Source organism: Bacillus sp. ISL-45, assembly GCF_018613195.1.
In the GTDB taxonomy this organism is placed as follows: domain Bacteria; phylum Bacillota; class Bacilli; order Bacillales; family Cytobacillaceae; genus Mesobacillus.
In genome coordinates this window covers 1-26,209 of record NZ_JAGGQQ010000019.1, presented here as the reverse complement: position 1 = coordinate 26,209, position 26,209 = coordinate 1, and the positions used below count along the sequence as shown (strand labels likewise).

The following is a 26,209-nucleotide window of genomic DNA, read 5'->3' as shown; positions in this document are numbered from 1 at the left end:
TTTTTTAAAAATTTTGACCGTCTCCCTTCTAACTTAAAAAATTCAAATGTTTCCCTATGAATCTCTTAAAAACTTGTGTTGGGCTTATGGAGTTGGCGCTTTGCCACTCTACCCATTCCAGTGCAAGAATGGTCAGAATCAACCAAATAGCTCCAGCTAAATGACCAGCCAAGACATCACTTGGGTAATGAGCACCCAAATAAATCCGTGTCGACCCAATCCAAAGTATGAGAAACCCTGCAGCCAGAATCACCAGCCACTTGAATGCTCTCTTTTGGATAGACCGGACAATGAAATAGGCGATAAATCCATAAAAGATCAGCGAACCCATCGAATGCCCGCTGGGAAAGCTATAGCCAATCGCATCGATTTCCGGATTGATTGATGGACGTCCCCGTTCATATAGGTGTTTTAACAAGGTTGTCAGCAGACCTCCACCACCGATTCCGACCACGAGGAAAAGAATCCCCCATTTATCCCTTGCTGTTACCCATAATCCGATGATGGCCGCAATTGTACATACTGTTAAAAACCAAACAGAGCCAAGCTCCGTACCAAAAATCATAATTTGGTCCAATGTGCCGTTTTCTATCGATTTAAACCAGTTGATAATTGCCTCATCAAAGGCGTCAACCTCTTTTTCCAGCATTTCCTCCGCCAAATTGGCAAATAGAATAATAAAAAGGACAGAAAACGCAATCCCTGCAATCATCAACAGGAACGGAAATCCGACCTTCTTTGCTTTTTGTTTGTTCGTTTCCAAGGCGACACTCCTTTCTGCTAAACCGTTATTTTTGTTTTAGTTTTGCTTTTACAAGCATTAACGGCCCAGGAAAAAATTCGAAACTCTATAAAAAGTTTTGGAATAATTTTGCCAGCGTCCTCTTCACTCTTGAGGGAGCCCCTCTCCCCTGCACATTATGGAGCTCTTGCTTCTCACTATTTTCAAAGTCAGCTTGAAGATTATCAGCGATTTCTTCCAGCATTTTCTTATCCCTCGTAAAAAGGATCATTTCATCATTTGTGCGGAAACTGCGGACATCGAAGTTGGAAGTTCCAACATAAGCAGCATTATCATCTAAAAGCATGATTTTGGCATGGTAAAATCCTTTTTTGTAGAGGTACAACTTGATTCCTTTAGGAATGAGGTCTGAAAATTCTTCAAATGCTCTCTCCTTGACCAAAAGATGGTCTGACTTTTCTGGTAAGACAATCTTAATCTCCACTCCGCGTTCTTTTGCATTCACCAGGGCCGTCTTCACCTCTGGAGTTGGAACAAAATAAGGAGAACCCAAGATTATACTCTTGTCTGCAGAATGAATCAGCGGTAATAATTTCTCATCGAGAAATCCTCCACATGAAGAAATCATCCTGAAGTATGAATCTCCGTCTTCCTTTTGAGGATAAAGCGAGTCGCTTTCATTACACTCCATTCCAGCCTTTACCCAATCCTCCAAAAATTCTTTTTGTAAATCCTCCGTACCGCTTCCATTAATCCTAACCATGTAATCACGCCAGAATCCGATTTCCGAATCCTTTTCTGCATAGTTATCGCCAACATTAAAACCGCCCAAATACCCAATCTGTCCATCCAAAACGATAATTTTATGATGATTTCTCCTGTTAAGAGTAGTGAAGAATAAGGGAAATGAAGGTTTATGGGAATAAGCGAACTCTATCCCAATTCTCTTTAAATCGTTGACTGCTTTCCTGGGGAAATGGATGCTTCCGACTAAGTCTAGCAGAAGCCGGACCTTTACTCCCTCCTTTGCCTTTTTCTCTAACAACTCAAGCAATTTCATGCCGAAAGAATCGTGTTTAAATCGATAAAATGATAGATGAATCGTGGATTCCGCTTCCGTAATATCATGAAAGAGTTTATCGAAATAATAAGTTCCATTCCCGAAAAACTCTGTCTCACCGCGCCGCACTGGATATTCACGAAGCTGCCGGGACCTTAACTTTTTTCCCAGCATAAAGTCCACTCTCATCCAAATGAATAATAAACCTACTAACCGTAAAACCCTCACAATACCAATCTCCCTCCGACAAAACATCCTATATTCGCCTATACCCGCCAAACTAGGGAGTAAACGAAGTCATAACGCTCGGTTCTCTAACATCTTGTTACCAGATCCTTTAAATGCACACTTTTGAATTCCTCTTTGAATTTGAAAGCCCGTCCACCATAGCCCTGAATACTTTACGGCTAAAACACTGTTGCATCTTGGTCCCTGACCTATATAGGGTAGCTTATGGGATTTTATTTTCTCAAACATAAATTGAACAAATCCTAATATGCTGTGATAGACTATTTTTATAAAAAACAACATGAGACTGATAGAAATAGGTTTAAGGGGGAGTAAGCGTGTTTAGCAGTGGTCTGATTCTTGAGGGTGGAGGCATGAGAGGTGTCTACACTGCGGGGGTATTGGAGTATTTTTTGGAGAATGAGTTGTTTTTCCCGTATGTGATCGGGGTTTCTGCAGGTGCTTGCCAGGGGTCTTCCTATGTTGCCAGGCAGCCGGGGCGAAACAGGCAAGTAACGATTGATTATGTTCAACATCGTGATTATATTTCCTATCGGAATTTGCTTTTCAAAAAGGAATTATTCGGAATGGACTTTATTTTTGATAAGCTTCCAAATGAGCTCGTTCCGTTTGATTTTGAATCCTTCAACAGTGCTGCGGAAACCTTTCTTGTCGGCACAACTGATTGCGTTACCGGCGAACCCGTTTATTTTGATAAAAATGATATACCTGACGATTTCCTAAAAATCATCAGAGCATCCAGTACACTGCCATTCATGGCCCCGGCCATCGAGTTCGAGGGAAGAACGCTTATGGATGGCGGCATTGCTGACCCAATCCCTGTAAGGAAAGCAATGGCTGATGGTGTACTAAAAAAAGTCATTGTCCTGACGAAACCAAAAGGGTATCGCAAGAAAAAATCGTCGTTGTCCCGGATGACCCGTTATGTGTATAAGGAATATAAAGGGCTGCACACTGCCCTTGAGACGCGCTATAAGATGTATAATGAAACGCTTGACTACATTGAAGAACTTGAAGCCAAAAAAGAGATATTCGTTATTAGGCCCTCAAAAGATCTTAAGGTAGGACGAGTTGAGCGCAATCCTGATAAGCTGACTCAATTGTATGAAGTCGGATATGAAGATGCTAAGGAAAGTGTTGATGTGTTGACAGACTGGCTGGGAGAGAAATGATGACGTTAAAAGATGCACTTGAAGTTTTAGCGAGCAGCCTTAAACATGACCCAAGAGTTCAAGCTATTTTTGTGAAAGGATCAGTCGGGCGCGGTGAGCAGGACGAATTTTCTGATTTAGATTTGTATTGCCTTGTTGATGAAAAAGATTTGAATGGTTTCCTGCAGAGTCGCATAAGCCATCTTGAGTCATATGGAAAATTACTTTTTCTCGATGACATTTTCATCGTTGCGCCGCAAATACTAGCCGTATATGAAGATATGCTTCATGTAGATTTGTTTACTGTGACAGAGACAACTTTCATTGAGAAAGACTTTTTCAAGATCATACACGACCCGCACCATCGAATGGAAAAATACAAGGCATCGCAGAGCCTCAGCTTATCTCCCGGGGAGTACCAGGATGCAGTGGATGACATTGCCTGGTTTCTCTATCAATATAAAAAATCTGCGGCACGAGGGAATGATTTATGGTCAGTTAACCTGCTCAATCATGTTATGACACATCTAGCCAGAGTCCTGCTCTACAGATACAAACCAGAACGGGCTCAGTTAGGAATGAAAACAGTGAAAACCTCACTCCCTGATGCCGTCATTAAAAAATTGCTTGGAATCCAAGAAAACATCACTCCGCAAAAACATCAAAACGCTGCAGTTTATCTTCTTGATTTTTTGAATCGTGAAGGAGACTGGATGTTTAGAGAACTGCCTAACCCTGAGAAAATTAAACCATTATGGGACAAGGTAATCTCGAATTAGCTCGGTATTGATCGGAGCCTTCCATGAAAGTCTGGCAGGTTCCTGATCCCCCTCACTTAAACTTTCCAAATTCAACTTGAAGGCTAAACCCTCCAATTAATTAATACAATTCCGTTAATCTCACTACCAAACCTTGTTTGTGCACTAAATTCTCGGTTCTTCATTATGGTCACACATCTTGCTTGGTATATGCTTTAATTTTAAGTTTCCTCCCCCGTGGGTCACATGATGTTCTTGGAGGTGAATGAAATAGCTTTATCAGGAAAAGATGATAAAAAGAACTTCGCACGGGGGAACTAATGGACAATTATACTAACGACAACACTGCAAGAAGGTACATCGCACATGTCAGCACACTGGGGACCACCCAGATTCATCTTAGAAACCCTTATATCATCGCTTGGTGGAGTGCTGCCTTTCCTGGATTTGGACATCTGATGTTATCAAAGTATTTGCGGGGTTTTGTTTTATTTATCTGGGAAGTCGTGGTAAATATAAAAGCTAATGTTAATCTAGCAATGATTTATTCTTTTCAAGGTGAGATTGATATGGCAAAGGACATATTGGATACAAGGTGGTTATTACTATATATCCCGGTTTATATATTCGGAATCTGGGATAGTTACCGGACAACCGTAGATTTAAATAAAATATACTTAATGGCAGAACGTGAGGAGCACAGATTTAACTCCTTCAGTATAGGCGCAATGGAAATTAATTATTTGGATAAAAGAAATCCTTTCATGGCTGTAATTTGGTCCTTATTTGTACCCGGCTTAGGTCAACTTTATATTCACCGAATCGTGACTGCTTTTTTTGTCATCCTTTGGTGCGTTGTCTTTTTTTATTACTCCCACGCTCTGGAAGCTATTTCACTTTTATTTTTAGGAGAAATAGCAAAGGCAACTTCAGTTGTCAATCCTGAGTGGCTCTTATTCTTCCCTTCTCATTATGGCTTTGCAGTTTTTGACGCTTATATAAATACTGTTGAAAATAACAAGTTATACGAGAAAGAGCAGCGCGCCTATTTCCAGGAAAAATACCAATCTCCTTCCTTTCGTGTGCTGAAAGGACAAAAGGTGGACTAACAATGCAGCTATTTTCAACCTTTGAACACAGTGTGCATATTGAAATGGCTATGGCCACTCTTGAAAAAAAGGGAATTAAAAAGGAGGATATTTTTGTAGTCCCTCTTGATAACCGTATGGAGGAGCGCAAACTTTTTGATAATATCCATCGTTCAGATGGAACATCACTAATCGATATTGGGGCAGCACTGGCTACTGCATTTTCAGTCATTGGTGCCAGTATCGGGTTCAAGCTGGCGTGGGGACCTATTTATTGGGGGTTGATCGGTGCAGCTATCGGAGCACTGATCGGATTTGCCATTCGCCTGTTTACTGAAATAATCATTAAAAAGAAGCGAAGATTGTTAAAAGGGTTTCAATCCGAATTGATTGTTATTGTCGATTGTGAGGATTCTCAAGCCGAGATGGTTGAAAATATATTATTTGGGCACTTTGCACTAGGAGTTGCAAAAGTGAAATAATACGAAAAATAGCTAACCAAAAAAGGAAGCCTTTAAGCTTCCTTCTTTTTACAGACGAACCCCTATAAACTTCAATTCAGTCATCTCTTCCATTGCATACTTAACGCCTTCTCTTCCAAGTCCGCTCAATTTCACTCCTCCGTATGGATAATTATCCTGGCGGAAGACGGAGGATTCATTGATCCAGACGCCGCCCATTTCCAGGCTGTCTGCGACCCGGTAAGCACGGCTGATATCTTTCGTGAATACGCCAGCCTGTAGTCCATAGATCGAGTCATTTGTATTTTCAATCGCTTCTTCTTCCGTTTTAAATGGTATCACGGTCACAATCGGCGCGAACGCTTCTTCTTTGACGACCTTCATGTCTTTTTTGACGTTGGTAATGATTGTCGGGTACATCAATGTGCCCTTTCTGTCTCCGCCAGTTTCGATTGTTGCTCCTTCACTCCTAGCTTCTTCAACCCAATCCTGGATTCTTTTCGCGGCGTTTTCATCAATCATCGGACCAAAATCGGTTTCTTCCCCAAGCGGATCACCGATTTTTAAATTTTTCGTTGCCTCAACATACTTTTTGAGGAACTCGTCATAGACACTTTCCTGGACATAAATTCTTTGGGCCGATACACAAACCTGGCCTGAGTAACCGAACGCAGCATTCACAAGGCGTTCGACCGCATCATCAATATCGGCATCTTCAAAAACGATGTTTGGTGAATTGGAACCAAGCTCCATTGTGACCTTTTTGAAACCGGCTGTATCGCGGATGATTTTTCCGACTGTCAGGCTTCCTGTAAAGGTAATTTTCGGGACATCCTTGTGGGGAACAAGGGTGGATCCTGCTACCTTACCGGTACTAAGCACAAGATTCAATACCCCGTCTGGAAGGCCTGCCTCCTTGAAAAGCTTCGCAAGCATATACGCTGATACAGGTGTTTTTTCAGCCGGCTTAAAAATGACCGTATTGCCGGCAGCAATAGCCGGGGCAATCTTATGCAGCGAAAGATTAAGCGGGAAATTAAAAGGAGTAATCGCGCCTATAACACCCATGGCCACGCGTTTAACCATGCCCATACGGTTATCCCCGCGGAGAGCTGCATCCATGGGCAACACCTCTCCCTCCATATGCTTGGACAGTTCACTTGAGAAACGGATAACTTGAATCGAGCGTTTGATTTCCGCCCGGCTATGCTTGATTGGCTTGCCGGCTTCCATAGCGATAATTTCGGCAAACTCTTCCTGCTTTTCCTCTAGCAGATCCGATGCCCTGCGCAGAATATCCGATCTTTCATGAGCAGGCATCTTTTTCATTGTTCGCTGGAATGCCTGACGGCTGTTCTCGATCGCTTCTTCCATAAGCTTTTCATTCGCAAGGGTCATCTCGGCAACCAACTCGCCGCTGTAGGGATTCCTCACTTCCATCGTCTCACTGCTGCTATCAATCCTTTCAGCACCATCGATGATCGACGCAATTTTCATGACATTCCCTCCTGTTTCTAGCATAAAATTTCACCTAGTTTCTCGGTTAGCTTCATATTCTCGCTATAGTCAACAGGGCAATCGATTAACACTGGCTTATTCATCTCGGCCGCTTTCTTGATGGCATCCTTCAGTTCTCCCCCTTCTTCTATCCCAATCGCTTCGAAACCGTATGATTTTGCAAGCTGGATAAAATCAGGGTTGCCGAACTTGATATTCGACGGTCTGTTAAACTCCTTCATCTGCTTCCATTCTATCAGGCCATAGCCGCCATCTCGCCATAAGAGGATGATAATGGGCAGATTCAATCTCTTTGCCGTTTCAAGTTCGGCACTCGACATTTGAAAAGCACCGTCACCAACGACGGCGACAACATTACGTTCCGGATGGACCATTTTTGCAGCGATGGCGGCCGGGACGGCTATTCCCATGGATGCAAGACCATTTGAGATCAGGCAAGTATTCGGTTCAAATGTATGGTACATTCTCGCCATCCACATTTTATGGGCCCCGACATCCGAGATGACAATGTCTTCATCATTCATGACGGACCTGAGATCTGAGATGATTTTCTGTGGTTTGACAGGAAACCCAGTGTCCTCTGCATAGGACTGGAATTCATCAAGTGTTTTCTCTCTTACATGGGAAACCCACTTATTATCTCTTTCCATGGATGAGATGACATTTTCCAGCTGCAAGAGGTTTTCCTTTATATCTCCAATCACGCTATGCTTTACAGGATAATTAGCATCTGTTTCGGCTTCTATTGTATCGATGTGTAAAATAGGGCTTTCTCCATGGGGGTTCCAGTTTTTCGGCGGATATTCAGCCATATCAAAACCGATCGCAATGATTAAATCAGCTTGTTCGAATCCACAGGTAATGTAGTCTTTGCCAGCAATGCCTGCCGTCAGCAGACTTAAATCATTTTTCCAGGAAATCGCTCCTTTCCCCATGAACGTATGAACGACCGGAATATCCGCTTTTTCAGCGAAACCTCTAAGGCTATTCTCAGCCTGTCCCCTTTCAACACCCATTCCAGCAAGGATCAGTGGATGCTTAGCCTGTTCCATTAGCTTAGCAGCATCCTTGATGACTCGCTCTCCTGCTTCCATCATTGTCGGTTCACTTATTTCCAGAGGATTTCCTTCAACTTCCATTGCGGCAATATCCTCCGGCAAGTCTATATGGGTGGCTCCTGGCTTTTCACCCTGTGCCACATCAAATGCTTTCCGGACAACCTCAGGAATGATTTCAGCCTTTTTCACCTGTGTATTCCACTTCGTCACCGGCTCGAAAATCGAAACCAGGTCATAATATTGGTGGGAAATCTTATGCTGGCGGTCCAGCCCTGCCTGTCCTGTAATTGCCACAATGGGACTGTGATCCATATTTGAATTGGCCACTCCTGTTAAAAGATTCGTCGCGCCTGGTCCAAGAGTCGCAAGGCAAACACCCGGCTTACCCGTTAATCTTCCGTATGTCCCAGCCATAAAAGCGGCATTCGTTTCATGCCTAGTAACTATGAATTCAATACTCGAATCGAGGAGAGCGTCCATAATGTCAAGGTTTTCCTCACCGGGAACACCGAATATATATTCCACTCCCTCACGTTCCAAACATTTAATCATTAACTCTGCTGCGTTCATACCAACACTCCTTTACTTGGAATAGATAATTGAGTTCTTATAAAGGACTATTCCACGCGGGAGTACTGTTAAACTTTCAGGAGATTCCGGAGGCTCAAGAGCAACAAAAAAAAGTGCGGAAAATCCATTCTGGATTACACGCACTTTTTGCTTCATTCATTATAAAGAGTTGCCTTCACCCTTAGTTTTTTTGGCTGGAGCAAACCAACCTAGAAGGGCTATTGCTATTAATACACCATAGAAGATGGTTGTCCAAAGTGTGCTATGAGGGAAATCATGATGCAATACCGCAATGTCTTCATGTGCAAGAGTAATGACTGCTAGTTTCACACCAACCCATGCCACGATTGCATATGCGGTTGTTTCCAATGCTGGACGCTGATCAAGCAGCTTAACGAACCAGGTAGCTGCGTATTTAATCAAGATCAGGCCTGCGATTCCTCCAAGAACAACTACAAGGAACTTTCCGCCATCCATTCCGCCAAAATCTCCTAGCGGTGAATCTGGAAGCCCGAGCGCAAGAGCTACCGCTGCAAGAATGGAATCAATCGCAAACGCAAGGTCTGCTAAACCAATTTTACCAACAGTCGGCCAGAAGCCCATTCCTCTTGCTTCCTTCTCCTCTTCCTTACGAATATTTTCATTTTCCTTACCAAATTTAGCCTGGATGACATGCTTCAGTCCCAGGTAAAGCAGGTAAGCTGCACCGATTGCCTGTACCTGCCAGACGTTTGCAATGAATGATATCGCAAATAGAGCCCCAAACCTGAAAATAAATGCCATCATGATTCCGTAACTTATCGCCTTTTTCTTCTGATCATCAGGTAAATGTTTTGCTATGATTGCCAGTACAAGAGCATTGTCAGCCGATAGCAAACCTTCAAGACCGATCAATATCAATAATGCCCAGGCATATTCAAGCCAAATTCCTTCCATCAAACTCTCTCCTTCCTTTTCCACAATTCATATGTAGATGTCTCATTAACAATAGAATTACCCATTAAGCCTTGCAAAATCCTCACGAATATTGCTTAGTTTACTGAGCGTTATTCTATGTCTTCCTTATTTCCCTATATCCATATACCTTTTAAAAGCAATAGATAAACTTACCAACAGAATAATGGTTGAGACTATAATACTCTATATTTTTTCAAGAAAATATTCAACATTTTTGTTTTTCAGAAACAAAAAATAAACAGACAGCTTGTCCGTTTGGATAATGGCCCGAATACCTGGCAACCAATGGAGAATACCGGAATCTTTCTGCGTTATCCTTTTTTCCTTTGTTCTTTATGTTCCCTTAACGCCAAGCTTATCGCCATCAACAATAATATTAATTGCGAAGCGAAAAATATCAAAGAAAACATCGAATTCAACGCTAAAGCAATCGCCACAGATGAAGTTGATAAGAAGATTAACCCAACAATCGCTCTCCTTTGCCCCTCGGCCCTGGTTTTAAGGATGAAAATGGTAAGGGAAACAATAGCTATAAAGGCAATTGCAGACAGCGTAAGCTGCATAGGTAGCCCTCCCTTTTTCATGCTAGCTTTTTCACACTTTCCAATTATACCACTTTTTTCCGATAGTGAAATAAAAAAATGCCAAACCTGGCAGCTTGAATTAATCCGAAAGGAGACCAAAATACAAATTCACTTTTTTAACCTTCATCTAATTTTAAAGTATCTAATGTGTTTGACGATAGAACTTCCTGGACACTTTATGGCTAATAATGGCGATGGTGTCCTTTATGAACATAGTCTGCTGTACAAAATCTCTTTGGTTTCTTGGCAGCTTTTCTTCGGTGGCATCAAAAGCTGGCTTAATTCCTTCGGATTCATGACAGCTTTTCTTCGTTTTGTACCCAAAGCTGGCTTAATTCCTGTGGATTCTTGACAGCTTTTCTTCATTTGCACCCAAACCTGGCTTAATTCCCTCGTTTTCTTGACAGCTTTTCTCCATTTGCACCCTAACCTGTCTTAATTCCCTCGTTTTCTTGACAACTTTTCCTCGTTTACACTCAAACATGTCTTAATTCCTCCGGTTTCTTGACAGCTTTTCTCCATTTGGCGCAGACCGCGCTAGTCTTCTGGCAGTGACCACACGTTTTGATGGATGCCTTTTACCTGAATGACCCCTTGAATCCATCTCTGCACCCCCTGATTACAACTGTTCCTTCCTTATTATTTTATCATGATTGTAATTGTCCTATTATTGAACATCTAAGAATTTTTTCAAAAGAAGTATAGGGCCTTTTCACGCCAATGAATTATCACCTGACTAAGAAATTTTTATATATATTTTTCCTAGAAAACCCTTTTATTTGGTGTAAATTTACACTATATTGTATGTATGGTAAACATAAGGGGGATGACCAGTGAAAAAGAAGGCTTTAGTGGGAACCATGGCAATTGTTGCTTTGTTGTTGATATCGAGTATCACCTATCTACTATTGGGTGATCGAGATACTTACAAATATTATACAGGGCTTGGGAGCGGACTGGCTATCTCTGAGGATGATCAGCACATTGCTGTTTCGTATTTCAATAATGGCAGCTCTGCGATTTATACAGCCAGGCAAGATGGATCAGATGTGAAAAGAGTGAGCAATCCTGACCAGGTTTATCACTCTAATCCACAGTTTTCACCTGATGGCAGCAAGATTTTATATTTGTCACGCAATAAAGACCGTATTCAGTCCCTTTACACCGCCAATGTCGATGGAACCAACCCTAAGAAACTTTCAGAAGACTCACAGCATATTTCTAACGCTGTCTTTTCAGATGACAGTGAAACGATTTTCTTTTCGAGCATGCCGGCTGAAGAATCTCTTAAGTCTGAAGGGGAAACTCAGGAAGGTTTTGACCTATTTTCTGTAAAGGTTGATGGCACTGGTATGCAGCAGTTAACTGATCGTGACTTTTATACAATGGAAAGCCTTTTCTTTTCGGCTGATAAAAAGGAAATCATCTTCAAGGATTTTAATGATACGAATGCCTTTGACCTTGAAGACCAACGGGTGTATACAGCGGATATTAACGTGGGAATGCCCGCAGATATTTTCCACTTAACTTTATCTCCTGAGAAAAATGCAGTTGTTTATACGACTGTTGCTGATGAATCGAGGAACACTTCCTTGTTTGAATATGATTTATATCACAAGGATTTGGAAAATGGGAAGACAAAGAGGCTTACAGACTTGAATTCATCTGTCGTTTCTCCGGTGTTTTTTAACACAAGAAATGAGATTCTCTTTCTTGAGTATTTCAATTGGCCAGCAGAGCCAGAGGAGTACAAATTGAGGACCGTGCACCTCGAAACCAAAAAATTAAAAGAGATTACACTTGAAATGCCGGACCTGCAAACCAGTAACTTTGTCATGAAAGCCATCGATTATTCGGTGAATAGCTGGACGGTTGGCCTGTTGTATACGGTGCTTTTCATGTTGCTCACAGTTTACCTTTTCCCTGGGAAGGTGTTTTTGCCTTCATTCATCAGCCTGTCCAACAGCATGCTCACGATAGCTGCCAGCATTGTTGTTGCTGCCACGATCGATCAGTGTGGGGAGGAATCGGTGTGGGCATGCTGGCATTTGGGGTGTTGGTCTGCACGGCTTTTGTATTTCTCTTCGCCTTGGCCCTAAAATTTTTCCGAAAAGGAGTAAAGAAATAATGTCCGAATCTGTTGGAACAGTCTTGACCCTTTTGATGAATATTGCCCTTTTTGGCTTGGCGAATTTTTTTGCGGTGAAGCACTCTATCAGGAATATAAAAAAACGAATCATTGCAGGGATCATTTTCCTCCTTTGCACTCCCGTAATCTTTTTCAGTACCCTTTATTTCAGCGTTATATGGAACGACAGCGGCTGGGGTGCCGGAATACTGACTGTCATTTTTACCGGTTTGTATCTACTGAATGGTCTGATCCTGCTGTTGTCCGCCATTCATATTTATTTCAGGAAATGATTCAACTCTGTTCGGTCATAATCTGCCGAACAGTTTTTTTGGAAAAAAAATCAAAAAAGCTGCCAATGGCAGCTTTTAATCATCAACTCTTTTTATCTTTTTCGTCTTCTCTCATTTCTTTCTTGATGTCATCAGTGAGTCCACTCGTCGCATTCTTGAACTCTTTCATCGACTTGCCGACCGCTCGGCCGATCTCTGGCAGTTTGTTTGGCCCAAAGATGATCAGGGCGATTACGAGAATCAGGATTAATCCTGGAAATCCTATATTTGAGAACATTGTATCTCTCCTATTGAAAAAGTTACGTCTATTATATCGAATCATTCTCGTAAATTAAACCCATAGCCTATTACGTATCAAATTCCCCGCTATGAAAACAATAAGGTTGATCATATTTTATAAGGGGTGTTTAAAAATGAATGCAAAATTAGTTCAAGTAGCAGCCTGCTTGTTTTTATTCATCAGTTTTTCCGGTGCTGTCCATGCTCTAACTGAGGTGCCTGCTGATTTTGGTGCAAAGGGGGCTCTTCAGGATACCTCTGTTACAATGGATGAAGCATTAGTATATGCCATCCAGGACGAATACCTCGCACAGGCCAGATACGATGCCGTGATTGGGAAATACGGCAGCATCAGGCCATTCAGAAATATTAAGGCAGCAGAACAGCAGCATATCAGTGCTCTCGTTACTTTGTTCCAAAAATACAATAAACAAATTCCTGAGGACAATGCAAAACAATATGCTTCAGTACCTGGTACTTTGAAGGAAGCATTTAATGAAGGAGTTCAGGGCGAAATCGACAACATTGCAATGTACGATAAGTTAAAAACCATCCCTTCCCTGCCAGAGGATGTAAAAGCCGTATTCACCCAGCTAGGAAATGCTTCAAAAAACCACCTGAGAGCCTTTCAGAGAGGTGCAGGCAGGAATTAAAAGGTTAATCATGACAAAGAAATCAAAAGTTAGCATTTTAATTTTAAGAAAATGAACTCAAATACTATATAAAAAGACAATAAAAAGTGCCGCTCGGATTTGAAAAGATCCAAGCGGCGTTTTAAATATTCATTTGACTATGTTTTAGTTATAATCTTTACCCCATTAGGGTCCTGTATTTGTTTAGCTGAATCATCCTTGATAATAGCTTCTTTAATGGTCACTTTATCACCGACTACTGTTTTAATTGTGTCCACAGTTTTACCGAATAGAATATGTAAGTCATTTTCCAGTCCTTTTATCTTCGTTTCTAACCTTAATTCTTGTATTTTGATGTCTTTGGCATCAGAATCTACTATGTCAATATTTGTTTGAAGTTCGATTCTGAAATTATAAGGTGTTGTAATAAAAGTTCTTCGCTCACCTTTTTCAACTTTCCAATTCAGTTTATTTACATTTTCACATATGTTGTCATGTTCATTGTTTGATACTAAAAAGCCAATATGGTCGAAAATCACCTTTTTTCCATATCCGAAAGTAATATTGACGTTTCCTTTCCTTACTTCGATAATACGAAAAAGTACTTTCTTCTCCCGAAAATCATCCCACATTAAGGGTGGATCAAAATTCAAAAAATCTCCCTGGTATTTTCCTATACGCTGGGATACCCGAAAGCCATTACTAACATAAAAACTCTCAGTTTCTTCAACATATGGGGTCCAAAAATGATAATGAAAAAGCATAAAACTCACCTCATCTAAGAAGTATATAAAATATTTAAAAATCCTGCTTGGTTAGCCAAGTTGGCTTTTTATTCAGATGAAGCATTACACTATTTAATGACTGACGCGAAACCATGCTTTATTTTTCCAAAATTGGTTCAATGGTTTCAAGCTTTCCCCTGTCCGTTTGTGAATTCCAGACATATGACCCAAAATATTCTCTGTTCACTTCGACTAAATGAAACTCATTCCTTGATACTCTGATTTTTTTACCATTCAGTACAAAAAAATATTTGTTTTCTTCTTGTATTTTCTGTTCAATGATAAGGATCCCACCTGTAGAAATTTCGTTAGATTGAGATGTTATGATTGAAAATATTGTTATAAGGGAGACTATAACGAAAACTGCTTTAACACTAGTCATTATATTCGGCTTGTGTACTCCCCATTTCCGCAAGTATTTTATAACGAAATATATATAAATTAAAAGCGCTATAGGAACAAGGAAAAAAGATAAAGTTGCGGGTATATATAACATCTCATGCAATGAATAATTGAAATCACTAATAGCCTGTACCCTGCCAAGCTGCATACTTAAAAAAGTAATATAAATAATTCCTAGCAGCCAATATAGTGAGGTTCTTTGATCCTTCCATACCTTTTGTTTTTCTTGCTCCTCTTCATTATTAAATTTCATCTCCATTTTCATTCGGTGATCCTCCTGAAGTCACTTTACTTATTTATTAAAATGCACAGCATATCCTCTATTTAAATTTCAACATAGTTAACAAGAATCCTCCAGAAAAATCATTAATACGTTGACAACAACAAGATGAAGTAGTTCCTCCGAGGAGTTTTGACATAAAATCAGCATGTTCATTGATTATTATAGGCTGTTTTCCCTTTGCATTTCGTACTTGATCCTGCACACGCATTTTGAAAGGCATCGGGGCTCTTTTCGAGGAGAGTTCAGAACTTTAAATGCTAAGTAGAGTCGTAAAAACCTAGAAGCCGATTTTCACTTCGGATGTGAAAGCAACAAAGTTTACGAAAAAATTCTTGTTTAAAAAATCAAAAATAGACCAAATCATGTGGGATTTGGCCTGCAAAACTAATTTCTCTTTTCCAAATATCTTACATTTTGTTCGGTGGCATTTTACCTTGTGGAGGTGTCCCGTGCATATGAGTTGGTGCCGGAGCCAATTCCGGGATTTGTCCCATCGGTTCAGGATTTTCAATATATTCGAATTGCGCTTTTCCATCTGGGGTGGCGCCAGAAGCCCATTTTCCTTCAGCACTTTCCGTTCCTTTTGAGCAGTTCATGAAGGAGTAGCTCACTTCCTGCTTTTCATACTGCGGGTTAAAGGTGCTTGGAACGACAAGCCCTTCTTTTTCCTCAAGCTCTGAAATCGCGGCGATCCATTGGAGCTGATGCATGTGGTCTCTCGCAATCAGGAATGATAGCATGTCCCTGACACCCGGATCATCTGTCATTTCATACAATCTTACCGCTTGAAGTCTGCCCTGTGACTCTGCATTCAAATTGGCACGAAAATCGGCCAGCAAATTGCCGCTTGCGATTGTATATCTTGCATTCCATGGATATCCCTGACTGTCATCCGGCTTCGAGCCAAGCCCTCCGACTATCGCATGCTGCGGATTCATTCCACCCATTGCTGCGAGAATAATTGGATCTTTTGCAGCTGCTTCCTGTTCCTCTACTGGTGCACCATCGAGGAGCTGGGCAATCATCGTCGCTAGCATCTCAACATGAGCAATTTCCTCCGTACCGATATCCAGCAGCATATCCCGATATTTCTTTTCGCCGCGGCAATTCCACCCCTGAAAAAGGTATTGAATCATGACGCTCATTTCTCCATATTGTCCGCCGAGGATTTCCTGAAGCTTCTTAGCATATACAGGATCCGGCCTGTCCGGCTTGGCATTATACTGCAATTTTTTAACATGATAGAACATCTGCTAACCTCCAAACTTTTTAACATACATGGTTAACATTTGTTATCAAGAACAAAAATATGCAGCATAAAAAAGGACAGTACCCTCTAGGCACTGCCCTTGAAACTATGAAGCTTTCCTCTCGGATTCTGTTTCATAACTTTCTTTTTTGACAAATTCCAATTTAAAACCGAATAGTGCAAAGATAATCGATAAAATCGGAACCGTGAAATTCAGTACAGCATACGGCGCGTATTCAAATGGATGGACAGACAGTGCTGAAATAATGAACACGGCGCAAGTATTCCATGGAACAAGCGGTGATGTCACCGTGCCTCCATCCTCAACGGCACGCGATAGGTTTTTCGAATGAAGCCCCTTGTCATCGTACGCTTTTTTATACATTCGTCCTGGTAAAAGGATCGACAGGTACTGTTCCCCTGCTGCAACATTTGTTAAAAATGAGGTTGCAACCGTCGACACAACTAAACTTCGTGCTGTTCGTGCCAGCTTCAGTATTTTCTCTACGATTGATTGCAGCATACCGGTCTGCTCCATCACACCTGCAAATGCCATCGCTATAAGAGCGAGAGAGACGGTATACATCATATCCTGTATTCCTCCTCGACTGAATAGCTCGTCGACAGAAGCGTTCCCCGTTTCAATCGCAAAACCGTTTTGAAGTGTATTAACCGCATCAGCTATCGCTCCACCTTGTACGGTAAACTGCGTAAGCCATCCTAAAAACACGCCAACGATTAGGGCTGGAAGTGCTGGCACCTTAAAGGCTACCAGTAAAATAACCGCCGCGGGAACTAAAAGCAGCCAGGGTGATACCACGAAATTTTTTTGAATCACATTCATGATTTCAAGAATCTGCTGATTATCGACTCCTGCATTGCTAAAGTCTCTCCCAAGATACCAGTAGACACCCAGGGCAATCAAAAATGCAGGAACTGTCGTATAAATCATATGGCGAATATGCGCGAACAGATCTGTTCCCGTAATCCCTGCCGCCAGATTTGTCGTATCAGATAATGGTGACATTTTATCTCCAAAATAAGAGCCTGATATAATCGCCCCTGCTACCATTGGTGCAGGAATTCCCATGCTCATGCCGATTCCCATGCCAGCAACACCAATCGTACCCATTGTCGACCATGAACTCCCTATAGCCAGGGTGATCAATGCCGTAATGATACTGATGGATACAAGAAACATGGACGGACTCATGATTTTAAGGCCATAATATACCATCGTTGCGACAATTCCGCCGCCAATCCATGAACCGATGATCATTCCAACTGTGATAATAATAAGAATTGCCGGCAAAGCCATTTTAATGCCTTTATATATACCTTCTTCGATAAAATTCCATTTAAAGCCTGCAAACCAGGCAACAAGACCTGCCACAACCGTTCCAATAATCAACGGAATATGCGGGTCTCCTTCAAATTTTACAATCGTTACTGCCATTGATACTACCATAACCAACAATGGGATAACGGCAAGTCCAAATGGCACTTTCCTTTCAATACTTTTCCCCATTTGTTTTCCTCCTTGGTGTCTCGTTAGCTATCTTTACCCATAAATCAGGACAGTTAGACAAGCAAGAATTTGGAAAATCAGAATGTAAGAAGGAATTTTTATAAACTTTATCTAATTACACTTAAAAAAGGAGGTCGTAACTTTGAATCCATTTGTTTATGCTTGTATTGCTCCCCACGGCGGTGAGATTATCACTGAACTGCAAGGGTCCAACCCCGAGCGGATGGCTGTCACCAGAAAAAGCATGGAGAAGCTAGGACAGCAAATGGCAGCTGCCAAACCTGATTGTATCGTTGTTCTTAGTCCACACGGAACAAGGATCAATGGCCGGTTTTCCATAACCGATTCAGAACGTCTTGAAGGAAGCTGGACTGAGAACGAGGCAGCTTTTACGATGAAAAAAAGAGTAGAACGGCACTTAGCGCGAAAAATTAACGAGGAAGCTATAAGAAACGGACTCCCTGCTTCTACCATAAATTTTGGGACTTCAGCAGGCCCAATCTCATGCCTGCCGCTGGATTGGGGTGCAATTGTCCCTCTCCGTTTCATGCCAGATGTTCCAGTCATTGTGATTACACCATCAAGAGACCTCTCCTTCCAGGATCATGTTGTATTGGGTGAATCTCTTCGTTCAGCAGTCGCTCAATACGATAGAAGAGTTGGTTTGATTGCCAGCTGCGATTGGGCTCATGCTCATGATGAACAAGGACCATATGGGTTTGATCCGGCAGCCGAAGAGTTCGATAAACAAACTGTTGAGCTGATCAAGACCAATCAACTTGAAAAAATGGCAGACTTCAATGCAGATTTCATTGAAGCCGCCAAACCTGATGGAATATGGCAAACCCTTATCCTTGCTGGTGCAATACCTCTCGAGGAAAGGCATATAGAATTCCTATCTTATGAAGCACCAACATACTTCGGTTTGATCTGTGCAGGGATTTTGCAAAAAGAAAAACCTAGTATTGTTAACTAGATTTTCCTACTTATATCTTCTTTAATTAACTCGATTAGGTCTTCGGAAAGGTTTGCAGGAAGGGATGTACCATTTTCGAGAACCCATGCATTCATTAATTCAAGATCCGATTTCTGAAAGGTTAACATATAGTCTTTTTCCTCAAAGGTGATTTCAGTGGTTACATGCTCTTCACCATATGATTCCTGATCACTGTACATTTCTTTGATTGAATAGGGCTTCATAGGAAAACTCCTTTGCAAGATGTTTTGTTACTAAAAAAATACCCCAAATCCAGGAGGTTTAACATGGTAACTGAGAATCTATTTTCCTTTCTGCCGATCGTAACACTGTTCTTTTCTCTGGCTCCAGTTGTATTTTTAGTTTGGTTCCTGCTCAAATTCCTCAAAATTCAAAAGGAGAGAAACGAATTCTAAAAACTATTTCGTATAAGCTGGACGATTTGAAATAATAGAGAAACTTTTACCCTCTCTTGTATTTTCCTCAACTCGAATTAAATTATTTATAAGAAATCTATGTTGTTCGGAAAATGATATAAAAAAAGCTGAAGCAGTTACTCTTCAGCTTTCTTCATTATTGTAATGCATTAAAAACGTTCACCAATCCATGGCCAAAATACTCGTCATGACCCGGCTCCCCTAAATCTTCAGCAGTTCTTTGCAGGTGAGTTGAAATCTGCTGAGCTGACAAATGAGGAAACTGTGATTTAACAAGAGCAGCAGCAGCAGCTACTTTAGGGGCAGCCATACTAGTTCCGATTTTCCAACCGTACGAACCCTGGGAAACCGGTATGGTTGATAAAGTCCGCGCCTCTAAATCCCTCTGGGTTGTATCTCCGGCTTCATTCGGCCAGTTAGGTCCATAATCTCCCCCTGGTGAGGCAAGGTTCACGTTTGATGATCCATAATTCGAATAATAAGCTAAAGTGTCACGGTTTGTTGATGAAGATACACCAATCACACCTGGGATACTGGTAAAAGTATCAAACAATGGACCGTCATATACTTTGCCAGTCTTTTTATCCGTTTCCATTCTTTTCCCTAAATCCATTCCATTGTTGCCATTCGCCCCAATAATCAGCATACCCTTTTTCAGAGCATACTGCACAGCCCGTTGAGAGGACAGGTGAAGCGCGCGGTCCTGCTTATCATTCATAAGGCTGTAAGTTCCGAGGCTTAAATTCGCTGAAACGGCACCATCATCAGCAGCAGTCGTGATCGCCGTTAAGATTCCCGTCCAGTTCATTCGACCCTGATTATTAGATACACGATAGGAAGCAATCGCAAGCTCGGGTCCGACCCCCATCACTCTTCCGTTAGCCGCAATTGTTCCAGCTACGTGCGTGCCGTGAGATCCTGCATCTTTAAATGCATCTTCAGGCTGTGCTCCAGGGAAGAAAGCCTTGCCGAATACAAGGTTCTCTTTCAAATCAGGATGGCTAAAATCCACACCCGTATCGATAACCGCAACTAGTGTTTCCTTGTTCCCAGCGTTGATCGACCAAGACTTTCCATTTTCAGTCACTCGTTTAACATCCCATTGATATTGTTCATACAGATCAGCTCTTTCATGGGATTCCGTTCCACTCTCATGAAGGCTTAAAACTGACCCTTCTTCTTCGTTAACACGGATATCTAAATCTTCGGAAACAGCGAGGATATGTGAGTTTCCTTCCAGCTTTTCAAGAAACCCCGGATCATAGGACCTTACGTTAACAACGCCAATTTGCAAAGCGTCCATAAGAATTTCAGCACCAGAATCCTTTAGTAATTGCAGAGAGGCATTGTCAGTTTGACCCGATTTTAATACTACAATGTAATCCTTCCCGGCCGATTCCTGTGCGGTCGCCGGAAACTGGCCTGTCCCCAAAGCTAGCAGGAAAACAGTTAAAAGCAATAGAACCTTTTTCATAACATCCTCCTTCGAATCTCGAATATGTACAGTTTAATTATAAAAACTGTTGCATGATTATGTAATTGGGCGAAAGAAGTGTTTTCGATAATAAAAAGGAAGAAAAAGGTTACATTGGTACTGGGGTGGAAGACCCAGTGTGGGCATCAAGTTATTGAGTTAAATACTCTTTATAAATTTATATAGCAAATGAAGACTTTTTAGTTGTTTACATAATAATTTTATATTTAACTTTATCATTTTAATAAAACATAGTCGTAATGAATCATCAGTTAGCTCATATACTAGATTAATAGTCTTTCCTAAGGAGGAAACTGATGAAAAATTGAAAAAAACCTTTGATCGTTATCCTGCTTTCAACTGCAGGTCTGCTGGTGCTGCTGGTTGCTGGAGCGGTACTGTATGCTAACTTTTATGTGAATGATGAGAATATCCGGGTTTCGGAGGAGCTTTTGCCTGATGGAGCGCCTCAAAGAATCATGGCCATCTTTGCTCATCCAGATGATGAAATCATGATAGCCGGAACGTTCCATAAGTTGAATAAAGATAAAGATGTTACCTCTGTCCTCGCTACTTTTACCAGAGGGGAGGCCGGCGGAACTGGTGGACTTGTGCCTAAAGAGAAGCTGGGGGAAACACGGACAAAGGAATTGGAGAAATCAGCGGAAATCCTCAATATTGACCATCTTGAAGTCTATGATTACCCTGACAGCGGCCTGGCTGATGCGAATCATGAGGACATCAAGGAAACAATTACTGAATTAATTGATCAATATAAGCCTACAACTGTCATTACCTACGATGATGTAGTCGGTTTGTACGGACATCCTGATCATGTAGTAATGAGCAAATTGACAAAAGAAGTCGTTACAGCGGAAATGAAAAAAGAGGATTCTCCTGTGAAGCGGCTTTATTTCGCCACCCTTCCCAAACCAATGATTAATCTTGTTCTCAAGCTTTCTCCTACTTTTAAAGAGAGATACCCACGGGATAAGGGTTTGCCAGAGCCAACCATCGCCTTCCCAATGGCATCCGAGGCATCATCACGCAAACAAGTACTGCTTGCACATGAAACACAATGGAAAACCGTAGCAAGTGTGCAGCCATATCATGACAAAGTTCCATCTTGGATTTATTATCGAATCTTCGACCGTGAGTATTATCATTTAGTGAAAACTAAATAAACAGTCGTCTATATTTCTACTGTACGTTTTTATCCAGAGTATTCCTAAGAGACGAAAAAGAGTGCTGGCTGTCATTTTACAGAAGCATTTTAAAATTTATGTTAAAACACACAACAAGTGTAAAATTATGGTAGTATAAAAACATTATATATAAAGGAGAATTTGAGTGGATGCTTTCATAACTATATTAGGACTGATTCTTCTAACTCTATTTTTCATCTACCTCAACCAAAATAGAGACGTGGATGAACAGGGTTTACCTTTGAAACTGATAGGATACTATACCCTTGGAATTTTCAATCTCAAAGTCAATGGACTTCTGATACCTCTGGGCTTTATTATTTCACTTTTTATCAAGCCCGCAGCAAACAAAAAAATAAAAAGAGTCTCCAGTGTAGCCGGTCTTCTCGTTATGCTTCTATTCCACTTTTTTCAATAGACTAATCCGATTAATCTGCTCAATCCTTGGGCAGTTTTTTTCTTAATCAATTTCGCTTACACAAATCCAACTCTTCTCTAAAAAACGTAATTACTCACAATAAAAGCGTTAATCCCAGATGATGGATCAACGCTCGTTTATATTAAATATCTATTTGATAGGGAACATTTAAATTCGTCAAATAGTTAATTCTGCATTATTTGAATAAGGTTGCCGCATGTATCATCGAAAACCGCAATTGTAAGTTCGCCCATTTTTGTCGGCTCCATCGTAAACCTCACACCGTTTTTCACTAATCGCTGGTACTCTTTATGTATATCCGCAACGCCGAACATTGTTACTGGAATACCTTCAGCAAATAACTTCTCTTGATACTCTTTAGCAGCTGGGTGGTTGTTCGGTTCGAGCAAAAGCTCAGTACCATCTTGCTCCTCGGGCGAAACAAGCGTAATCCATCTAAATTCTCCTGCGGGAACATCATGTTTTTTTACAAATCCCAGTGTTTCCGAATAAAATTTCAATGCTTTCTCTTGGTCTTGAACAAATATACTCGTAACAATGATTTTCATACAGTTTTCGCCTCCTTCGATTTTCACTTTCCCCTTACAATTTATCCCTCTGCTTTTTCCCATCCGCTGTACATTTGCAAAACCTTGCATTTCACTTTTCCAGAAGGAACTGATAACACCGTTTCGTCACCAATCTTTAAGCCTATCAGCTTCTTCGCAACTGGTGTATCATAGAATATCTTGTTCTCGTCTATATCCGACTCGCCGTAACCGACAATTTCATATACTTCTTCTTCCGTAAAATCTGTGTATTCAAATGAGCACTTCACGATTGAGCCAATCTCTACTGTTTCAGTATTACGCTCATCAACCGTAATCAATTCAGCTGTCTTATATACATGTTGGATCTCTTGAATGCGTTCAACCAATACACGTTCATCCTGCTCTAATTTATGAAAATTAGGATTAGCAATCTTATCGTCCCCGCAAGCATTAAAGGCAATATTTTTATCCAATCGCACTTGCTTCAGCTCTTGTTCCAAATTTGCTATTTGTTGAAGAACCAGCTGCTCTCCCTTAGGTGTGATTTTAACAGACATTATAATCTCCTCTAAATTTAGTATTAACTTAACCAGTAATAAGAAATCTCTCAACCAATCGCTCTAAAATTAAAAAGCCATCGACCATTCTAATATACCCCGAAACTCGGTTTAAATATAATCTTACGCTTGTCAAAGATACGGGTTTCGTACTTAAGGTATGAAGTATAAATTATTTATCTACATTATTGAATTACAGACTTAGCAAATCTGGTTTGTTAAAAATATAGAAAGAATTTTGCACTATACAAATTCCATAGTGAATGGGAAATAAACGATGGAATCAAAGATTTAGTTTTATAAGCTGTCAAGGATAAAAGCACGCCTGTAGCTAGGGTAACAATCCAATACATAGGATGAAATAATGCAAAAACAACTCCAGATAATGAAATTGCCAAGACTGGTTTGGTGAACTTTAGTAAAGTGAATAGCAAAACACCTCTGAAGAACATCTCTTCCCATATCGGAGTAAGTAAAACTGCATTTAATAGACCAATGGAAGTCTTTCCTTCTAAAAGTCCGTTTTTATAGTAAAAGATTAGCCGCTTGTCCAATAATACTTCATATTGAAAACTCAACATAAGAATCATATAAGGTAAAATTAACGTAACCAGGATATAAAAATATGTTGATAGGTTTTTCATGACACTGAGGTTTATTAATGAAACAATGATTTGTCTTGTTACACCAAAACAGAATGTCACAGATAAAAATGTGGATAGCCAGAATACAGTTTCAAACTCACTTAAGTCAGTGTTTATTTTTGAGAGGTTATTAATTAAATAACCAGTAAATATTAGGGTCAATATGTACAGAGTGGCTTTGGTTTTTATTTCTTATCCCTCCGACCACTAATATGTCCCTGTATTGGAAGGTTCCACGTTATACTCTTTTTTCACATCAAATCTTTTGACTAATTCGTAAGGTCTTGCTTTAAATGCTTCATATGGGATGTAGTTAGCATCCATTGCGTCCAGAACCCTGTTTCTAAATTGTTCCCTCGTAATAATTTGTTCAATATTTTCTTTCGTTATTTTTGTAAAAAAGACTTCTGAAGTTTCACCCTCAGCTGTCCTGGTTTCACCAGACTGATACTCACCTCCGAAAACTACACACGTAACTCCGCTCGTCACGTTTTGGTAAATGCCTGTTATACCATTTAAGATCACCTTAATTCCAGTCTCTTCAAATATCTCGCGGTGAATGGCCTCTTCCAATGTTTCACCTTCTTCTACCTGGCCGCCAGGCATTTCCATTGTATCGGACCGGTGAAAATTCCTGACTAGGAGTACATCGCCATCTTTGTTTGTGATATATCCGCTAACAGACAATATATGTTTAGGCGGATGATAGGAAGCAGTTGAAGACAAGAAATCTTTTTCTGCTTCTATTTGAATTTCGCCTAACTCCTCCATCGCTGACTGGTACTCTTCACTATTTTCAATTAAACTATTGATTCTTTCATAAAGCTCCATGCTGCTATATTCCCAAATAACCAGAATTTCTTCTTTTGTATCATTCACCCAGCGCCCAATTAATTTAGCTCCATTTTTAATATGGATTGGGTAAACATATGAATGAAAGAAATGATTCATTTCATTCAATCTTTCAGGCTGTATACTGTATGTATTTCTCATAAAAATCATTATCCAGCTCCCCTTTCTCTTCCTTTAATTTCCACATCGATGATGAAAATCCTTTTTTTTTAAAGTACCGAACGGTTTTTTAGAAATTTTTAAAAGAAACATCACGGGACTTGGTTATTCTGATATTTTATTTATAGGAATAGATTTCCCTGCAGGTAAAATTATTTTTGAGGTGAGACAAGTGGCGATCAAGGGGATTAACCATTTATTATTTTCTGTTTCTGATTTGGAAAGATCAATTGCTTTTTACAAAAACGTATTTGAGGTAAAATTGTTAGTAAAAGGCAAAACTACCGCTTACTTCGATCTTAATGGTATATGGCTAGCCCTGAATATGGAGAAAGACATACCTCGTCAAGAAATAAACCAATCTTATACACATATAGCTTTTTCAATTGATGAAGCAGAGTTTGAACCCATGTATAACAGGTTGAAAGAATTAGAAGTGAATATTTTACCAGGCCGCCTTAGAGATGAAAAAGATAAAATGTCTATTTATTTTACGGACCCAGATGGCCATAAATTCGAGTTCCATACGGGGACGTTACAAGATAGAATTGATTATTACAAACAAGAAAAAGGACATATGGAGTTTTTTTAGATTTAGAAAGAAGTAAAGTGTTCGAAGCTCAAGCTTGATTTAGACAACTTGTTGCTGGAAACTTCCGATTTTGTCCGAAGTTGCCTTGGGTTCAGACAAAAGTCCGGCGGTTTCCCCCGATTTTGTCTGAAGTTGCCTTGGGTTCAGACAAAAGTCCGGCGGTTTCCTCTGATTTTGTCCGAAGTTGCCTGGAGTTCGGACAAAAGTCCGGCGGTTTCCTCTGATTTTGTCCGAAGTTGCCCGGGGTTCAGACAAAAGTCCGGCGGTTTCCTCCGATTTTGTCCGAAGTTGCCACGGGTTCAGACAAAAGTCCGGCGGTTTCCTCTGATTTTGTCCGAAGTTGCCTGGAGTTCGGACAAAAGTCCGGCGGCTTCGGCTGATTTTGTCCGAAGTTGCTCTGGGTTCAGACAAAAGTCCGGCGGTTTCCTCCGATTTTGTCCGAAGTTGCCACGGGTTCGGACAAAAGTCCGGCGGCTTCCGTTGATTTTGTCCGAAGTTGCCTTGGGTTCGGACAAATTCCCTTTGACTTGCTCCGATTTTGTCCGAAGTTGAGTCAAGTCCATATTAAT

At 40.7% G+C, this 26,209-nt stretch carries 28 protein-coding genes and 1 pseudogene; 11 read left to right on the top strand and 18 right to left on the bottom strand.

Features of this window, described 5'->3' with window-relative positions; all coding sequences use genetic code 11:
* Nucleotides 1-28: 28 nt before the first annotated feature.
* Entirely contained in the window at nt 29-763 is a 735-nt protein-coding gene (locus J7E35_RS19255; RefSeq protein WP_251041095.1) for a phosphatase PAP2 family protein, read from the bottom strand.
* Nucleotides 764-848: 85 nt separating this feature from the next.
* Nucleotides 849-2,030, bottom strand: coding sequence for a cardiolipin synthase (gene cls / locus J7E35_RS19250; protein ID WP_214782683.1), 1,182 nt, complete (start codon nt 2,028-2,030; stop codon nt 849-851).
* A gap of 338 nt (nt 2,031-2,368) precedes the next feature.
* Here cls and J7E35_RS19245 point away from each other — a divergent pair, with 338 nt between their 5' ends.
* The 4 genes from J7E35_RS19245 to J7E35_RS19230 all read left to right on the top strand — a co-directional run bounded on the left by J7E35_RS19245 (nt 2,369) and on the right by J7E35_RS19230 (nt 5,530).
* Nucleotides 2,369-3,223, top strand: coding sequence for a patatin-like phospholipase family protein (locus tag J7E35_RS19245; protein WP_214782681.1), 855 nt, complete (start codon nt 2,369-2,371; stop codon nt 3,221-3,223).
* Complete coding sequence (locus tag J7E35_RS19240) at nt 3,223-3,981, top strand: nucleotidyltransferase domain-containing protein (protein WP_214782677.1); 759 nt, start codon at nt 3,223-3,225, stop codon at nt 3,979-3,981. Before J7E35_RS19245 ends, J7E35_RS19240 begins: the two co-directional genes overlap by 1 nt.
* 299 nt (nt 3,982-4,280) lie before the next feature.
* Nucleotides 4,281-5,069: a hypothetical protein gene (locus tag J7E35_RS19235; RefSeq protein ID WP_214782674.1), complete on the top strand. Its 789-nt coding sequence runs from the start codon at nt 4,281-4,283 to the stop codon at nt 5,067-5,069.
* A gap of 2 nt (nt 5,070-5,071) precedes the next feature.
* A complete protein-coding gene (locus J7E35_RS19230; protein WP_214782671.1) occupies nt 5,072-5,530 on the top strand; it encodes a hypothetical protein in 459 nt (152 codons plus the stop codon).
* Nucleotides 5,531-5,578: 48 nt separating this feature from the next.
* Here J7E35_RS19230 and J7E35_RS19225 read toward each other — a convergent pair whose 3' ends face one another.
* From J7E35_RS19225 to J7E35_RS19215, 3 genes are all read right to left on the bottom strand, one after another.
* Nucleotides 5,579-7,006: an aldehyde dehydrogenase family protein gene (locus J7E35_RS19225; RefSeq protein WP_251041093.1), complete on the bottom strand. Its 1,428-nt coding sequence runs from the start codon at nt 7,004-7,006 to the stop codon at nt 5,579-5,581.
* 17 nt (nt 7,007-7,023) lie between these two features.
* Nucleotides 7,024-8,655 (bottom strand): acetolactate synthase large subunit, encoded by a 1,632-nt coding sequence (locus J7E35_RS19220; RefSeq protein ID WP_214782666.1) that lies wholly within the window; start codon nt 8,653-8,655, stop codon nt 7,024-7,026.
* 159 nt (nt 8,656-8,814) lie between these two features.
* On the bottom strand, nt 8,815-9,591 hold the full coding sequence (locus J7E35_RS19215) for a TerC family protein (RefSeq protein ID WP_214782663.1): 777 nt from the start codon (nt 9,589-9,591) through the stop codon (nt 8,815-8,817).
* A gap of 306 nt (nt 9,592-9,897) precedes the next feature.
* Between J7E35_RS19215 and J7E35_RS19210 the strand changes: the two genes are divergently transcribed.
* Complete coding sequence (locus J7E35_RS19210; RefSeq protein ID WP_214782659.1) at nt 9,898-10,548, top strand: hypothetical protein; 651 nt, start codon at nt 9,898-9,900, stop codon at nt 10,546-10,548.
* Here J7E35_RS19210 and J7E35_RS19205 read toward each other — a convergent pair.
* Nucleotides 10,528-10,680: a hypothetical protein gene (locus J7E35_RS19205; RefSeq protein WP_214782656.1), complete on the bottom strand. Its 153-nt coding sequence runs from the start codon at nt 10,678-10,680 to the stop codon at nt 10,528-10,530. The two genes, J7E35_RS19210 and J7E35_RS19205, sit on opposite strands and share 21 nt — an antisense overlap.
* A gap of 349 nt (nt 10,681-11,029) precedes the next feature.
* Between J7E35_RS19205 and J7E35_RS19200 the strand changes: the two genes are divergently transcribed.
* Both J7E35_RS19200 and J7E35_RS19195 read left to right on the top strand, forming a co-directional pair.
* Nucleotides 11,030-12,295 (top strand): TolB family protein, encoded by a 1,266-nt coding sequence (locus tag J7E35_RS19200; protein ID WP_214782653.1) that lies wholly within the window; start codon nt 11,030-11,032, stop codon nt 12,293-12,295.
* Between the two features lie 28 nt (nt 12,296-12,323).
* The gene (locus tag J7E35_RS19195; protein WP_214782650.1) at nt 12,324-12,617 is read left to right on the top strand and encodes a hypothetical protein; all 294 of its coding nucleotides are present in this window, start codon (nt 12,324-12,326) and stop codon (nt 12,615-12,617) included.
* Between the two features lie 82 nt (nt 12,618-12,699).
* Here the strand turns inward: J7E35_RS19195 and tatA are convergent, their stop codons facing one another.
* Nucleotides 12,700-12,894 carry a twin-arginine translocase TatA/TatE family subunit gene (gene tatA / locus J7E35_RS19190; RefSeq protein WP_214782647.1) on the bottom strand — a complete coding sequence of 65 codons (195 nt, stop codon included), beginning with the start codon at nt 12,892-12,894 and terminating at the stop codon, nt 12,700-12,702.
* A gap of 136 nt (nt 12,895-13,030) precedes the next feature.
* On the opposite strand from tatA, the gene J7E35_RS19185 reads away from it, so the two are divergent.
* Nucleotides 13,031-13,549 carry a ferritin-like domain-containing protein gene (locus J7E35_RS19185; protein ID WP_214782644.1) on the top strand — a complete coding sequence of 173 codons (519 nt, stop codon included), beginning with the start codon at nt 13,031-13,033 and terminating at the stop codon, nt 13,547-13,549.
* Nucleotides 13,550-13,686: 137 nt separating this feature from the next.
* Here J7E35_RS19185 and J7E35_RS19180 read toward each other — a convergent pair whose 3' ends face one another.
* The 4 genes from J7E35_RS19180 to nhaC form a co-directional block, all read right to left on the bottom strand.
* A complete protein-coding gene (locus J7E35_RS19180; RefSeq protein ID WP_214782641.1) occupies nt 13,687-14,292 on the bottom strand; it encodes a hypothetical protein in 606 nt (201 codons plus the stop codon).
* 118 nt (nt 14,293-14,410) lie between these two features.
* Entirely contained in the window at nt 14,411-14,980 is a 570-nt protein-coding gene (locus J7E35_RS19175; RefSeq protein WP_214782638.1) for a hypothetical protein, read from the bottom strand.
* A 425-nt stretch (nt 14,981-15,405) separates the two neighbouring features.
* On the bottom strand, nt 15,406-16,248 hold the full coding sequence (locus J7E35_RS19170; protein WP_214782635.1) for a manganese catalase: 843 nt from the start codon (nt 16,246-16,248) through the stop codon (nt 15,406-15,408).
* Between the two features lie 105 nt (nt 16,249-16,353).
* Nucleotides 16,354-17,763, bottom strand: a complete 1,410-nt coding sequence (nhaC, locus tag J7E35_RS19165) for a Na+/H+ antiporter NhaC (RefSeq protein ID WP_214783591.1) — start codon at nt 17,761-17,763, stop codon at nt 16,354-16,356.
* A 154-nt stretch (nt 17,764-17,917) separates the two neighbouring features.
* Between nhaC and J7E35_RS19160 the strand changes: the two genes are divergently transcribed.
* Nucleotides 17,918-18,751: a DODA-type extradiol aromatic ring-opening family dioxygenase gene (locus J7E35_RS19160; protein WP_214782632.1), complete on the top strand. Its 834-nt coding sequence runs from the start codon at nt 17,918-17,920 to the stop codon at nt 18,749-18,751.
* On the opposite strand, the gene J7E35_RS19155 is transcribed toward J7E35_RS19160, so the two are convergent.
* Both J7E35_RS19155 and J7E35_RS19150 read right to left on the bottom strand, forming a co-directional pair.
* Entirely contained in the window at nt 18,748-18,975 is a 228-nt protein-coding gene (locus tag J7E35_RS19155) for a hypothetical protein (RefSeq protein WP_214782629.1), read from the bottom strand. The two genes, J7E35_RS19160 and J7E35_RS19155, sit on opposite strands and share 4 nt — an antisense overlap.
* A gap of 349 nt (nt 18,976-19,324) precedes the next feature.
* Nucleotides 19,325-20,662, bottom strand: a complete 1,338-nt coding sequence (locus tag J7E35_RS19150; RefSeq protein WP_214782626.1) for a S8 family serine peptidase — start codon at nt 20,660-20,662, stop codon at nt 19,325-19,327.
* Nucleotides 20,663-21,000: 338 nt separating this feature from the next.
* On the opposite strand from J7E35_RS19150, the gene J7E35_RS19145 reads away from it, so the two are divergent.
* The gene (locus J7E35_RS19145; RefSeq protein ID WP_214782624.1) at nt 21,001-21,846 is read left to right on the top strand and encodes a PIG-L deacetylase family protein; all 846 of its coding nucleotides are present in this window, start codon (nt 21,001-21,003) and stop codon (nt 21,844-21,846) included.
* Nucleotides 21,847-22,470: 624 nt separating this feature from the next.
* Here the strand turns inward: J7E35_RS19145 and J7E35_RS19140 are convergent.
* The 4 genes from J7E35_RS19140 to J7E35_RS19125 all read right to left on the bottom strand — a co-directional run bounded on the left by J7E35_RS19140 (nt 22,471) and on the right by J7E35_RS19125 (nt 25,039).
* Nucleotides 22,471-22,854 carry a VOC family protein gene (locus J7E35_RS19140; protein ID WP_214782622.1) on the bottom strand — a complete coding sequence of 128 codons (384 nt, stop codon included), beginning with the start codon at nt 22,852-22,854 and terminating at the stop codon, nt 22,471-22,473.
* A gap of 41 nt (nt 22,855-22,895) precedes the next feature.
* The gene (locus tag J7E35_RS19135) at nt 22,896-23,393 is read right to left on the bottom strand and encodes a GreA/GreB family elongation factor (protein WP_214782619.1); all 498 of its coding nucleotides are present in this window, start codon (nt 23,391-23,393) and stop codon (nt 22,896-22,898) included.
* Between the two features lie 218 nt (nt 23,394-23,611).
* Complete coding sequence (locus tag J7E35_RS23780; RefSeq protein ID WP_353050390.1) at nt 23,612-23,974, bottom strand: CPBP family intramembrane glutamic endopeptidase; 363 nt, start codon at nt 23,972-23,974, stop codon at nt 23,612-23,614.
* Nucleotides 23,975-24,244: 270 nt separating this feature from the next.
* Nucleotides 24,245-25,039: an NUDIX hydrolase gene (locus J7E35_RS19125; protein WP_214782615.1), complete on the bottom strand. Its 795-nt coding sequence runs from the start codon at nt 25,037-25,039 to the stop codon at nt 24,245-24,247.
* A gap of 181 nt (nt 25,040-25,220) precedes the next feature.
* Here J7E35_RS19125 and fosM point away from each other — a divergent pair, with 181 nt between their 5' ends.
* The gene (fosM, locus tag J7E35_RS19120) at nt 25,221-25,640 is read left to right on the top strand and encodes a FosM family fosfomycin resistance protein (protein WP_214783588.1); all 420 of its coding nucleotides are present in this window, start codon (nt 25,221-25,223) and stop codon (nt 25,638-25,640) included.
* Between the two features lie 299 nt (nt 25,641-25,939).
* Here fosM and J7E35_RS19115 read toward each other — a convergent pair.
* Nucleotides 25,940-26,209 (bottom strand): annotated as a pseudogene (locus J7E35_RS19115) (hypothetical protein); the annotation flags it as partial.

What these genes read in the sequence shown, in the direction of transcription:
- J7E35_RS19240 (WP_214782677.1), top strand. Translation starts at nt 3,223, where the DNA reads ATGACGTTAAAAGATGCACTTGAAGTTTTAGCGAGCAGCCTTAAACAT.
- J7E35_RS19235 (WP_214782674.1), top strand. Translation starts at nt 4,281, where the DNA reads ATGGACAATTATACTAACGACAACACTGCAAGAAGGTACATCGCACAT.
- J7E35_RS19230 (WP_214782671.1), top strand. Translation starts at nt 5,072, where the DNA reads ATGCAGCTATTTTCAACCTTTGAACACAGTGTGCATATTGAAATGGCT.
- J7E35_RS19225 (WP_251041093.1), bottom strand. Translation starts at nt 7,006, where the DNA reads ATGAAAATTGCGTCGATCATCGATGGTGCTGAAAGGATTGATAGCAGC.
- J7E35_RS19220 (WP_214782666.1), bottom strand. Translation starts at nt 8,655, where the DNA reads ATGAACGCAGCAGAGTTAATGATTAAATGTTTGGAACGTGAGGGAGTG.
- J7E35_RS19215 (WP_214782663.1), bottom strand. Translation starts at nt 9,591, where the DNA reads ATGGAAGGAATTTGGCTTGAATATGCCTGGGCATTATTGATATTGATC.
- J7E35_RS19210 (WP_214782659.1), top strand. Translation starts at nt 9,898, where the DNA reads ATGGAGAATACCGGAATCTTTCTGCGTTATCCTTTTTTCCTTTGTTCT.
- J7E35_RS19205 (WP_214782656.1), bottom strand. Translation starts at nt 10,680, where the DNA reads ATGTTTGAGTGTAAACGAGGAAAAGTTGTCAAGAAAACGAGGGAATTA.
- J7E35_RS19195 (WP_214782650.1), top strand. Translation starts at nt 12,324, where the DNA reads ATGTCCGAATCTGTTGGAACAGTCTTGACCCTTTTGATGAATATTGCC.
- tatA (WP_214782647.1), bottom strand. Translation starts at nt 12,894, where the DNA reads ATGTTCTCAAATATAGGATTTCCAGGATTAATCCTGATTCTCGTAATC.
- J7E35_RS19185 (WP_214782644.1), top strand. Translation starts at nt 13,031, where the DNA reads ATGAATGCAAAATTAGTTCAAGTAGCAGCCTGCTTGTTTTTATTCATC.
- J7E35_RS19180 (WP_214782641.1), bottom strand. Translation starts at nt 14,292, where the DNA reads ATGCTTTTTCATTATCATTTTTGGACCCCATATGTTGAAGAAACTGAG.
- J7E35_RS19175 (WP_214782638.1), bottom strand. Translation starts at nt 14,980, where the DNA reads ATGAAAATGGAGATGAAATTTAATAATGAAGAGGAGCAAGAAAAACAA.
- J7E35_RS19170 (WP_214782635.1), bottom strand. Translation starts at nt 16,248, where the DNA reads ATGTTCTATCATGTTAAAAAATTGCAGTATAATGCCAAGCCGGACAGG.
- J7E35_RS19155 (WP_214782629.1), bottom strand. Translation starts at nt 18,975, where the DNA reads ATGAAGCCCTATTCAATCAAAGAAATGTACAGTGATCAGGAATCATAT.
- J7E35_RS19150 (WP_214782626.1), bottom strand. Translation starts at nt 20,662, where the DNA reads ATGAAAAAGGTTCTATTGCTTTTAACTGTTTTCCTGCTAGCTTTGGGG.
- J7E35_RS19140 (WP_214782622.1), bottom strand. Translation starts at nt 22,854, where the DNA reads ATGAAAATCATTGTTACGAGTATATTTGTTCAAGACCAAGAGAAAGCA.
- J7E35_RS19135 (WP_214782619.1), bottom strand. Translation starts at nt 23,393, where the DNA reads ATGTCTGTTAAAATCACACCTAAGGGAGAGCAGCTGGTTCTTCAACAA.
- J7E35_RS23780 (WP_353050390.1), bottom strand. Translation starts at nt 23,974, where the DNA reads ATGTTGAGTTTTCAATATGAAGTATTATTGGACAAGCGGCTAATCTTT.
- J7E35_RS19125 (WP_214782615.1), bottom strand. Translation starts at nt 25,039, where the DNA reads ATGATTTTTATGAGAAATACATACAGTATACAGCCTGAAAGATTGAAT.